Genomic DNA, 991 nt, shown 5'->3' with positions numbered 1-991 from the left:
CGGGCGCGGGCGCCGGCGCGGCCAGGGGCAAACCGGGCGCGGCGGCAACGCCGGCGGCGGCGCCGGCCAAGGCCGGCGAGCACACGGGATTGACCAGCTGGACGTTCGGTGAATTGCCGGAGCTGCTGGAGATCAACCGGGGTAAGCTGACCCTGATCGGTTTTCCGGCGCTGGTCGACAAGCTCACCCATTGCGACCTCGAAGTGTTCGACGATCCGACCGTGGCCGCGCGCACGCACCGGATCGGCCTGCGGCGCCTGTTCGCGCTGCAGTTCAAGGAGCAGCTTAAGTTCGTCGAGAAGAACATTCCGGGACTGCAGCAGATGGGCATGCAGTTCATGGCCTTCGGCTCGCAGGAGGAGTTGCGCGACCAGATCATCCAGAAGGCGATCGAGATCGCCTGCCTGCAAGATCCGCTGCCCGTCGACGCGTCCTCGTTCAACCAGCGCAAGGACGCCGGCAAGTCACGGCTGGGGCTGTTGGTCAACGAGATCGCGCGCCTGGTGTCGCAGGTGCTCACCGAGTTCCATGGCTTGCCCAAGAAGCTGCAGGGCCTGCAGGCGCAGGCGGCGGCCGACATGCAGGGGCAGTTGCAGGGGCTGGTGCACAAGCGCTTTTTGGCCGACAACGAGTACGCCCAGTTGGCGCACTTTCCGCGCTACCTCAAGGCGATCAATGTGCGCATCGAAAAGCTGCGCGCCGATCCGGCGCGCGATGCCAAGCTCATGGGCGAGTGGAGCGCGGCCGCGACGCCATTTTTGCGCCATGGGAAGGACCGCCTGTCGGGCAAGAACACCGATCCGAAACTGGTCGAATTCCGCTGGATGCTCGAAGAGTTGCGCGTCTCCTTGTATGCGCAGGAGTTGCGCACGCCGATGCCGGTGTCGGCCAAGCGCCTACAAAAAGTGTGGGAGTCGATGCAGCGCTAGCGCGGCGGCGCATGACCATGGCGCGGGCGGCGCGCACCACAGCGACGTTAAAGCGACGTTAA

1 protein-coding gene is annotated in these 991 nt (G+C 65.5%); it reads left to right on the top strand.

Annotated elements, in window-relative coordinates:
* Positions 1-929, top strand: a 929-nt coding sequence (locus C7C56_RS22065; protein ID WP_146204603.1) for a DUF3418 domain-containing protein, incomplete at its 5' end; no start/stop codon positions are given.
* Positions 930-991 lie beyond the last annotated feature (62 nt).

Origin of the sequence: Massilia glaciei (genome assembly GCF_003011895.2) — a bacterium.
In the GTDB taxonomy this organism is placed as follows: domain Bacteria; phylum Pseudomonadota; class Gammaproteobacteria; order Burkholderiales; family Burkholderiaceae_D; genus Telluria_A; species Telluria_A glaciei.
Note: the sequence above shows the minus strand (reverse complement) of the source record. Positions and strands in the feature narration are given on the sequence as shown.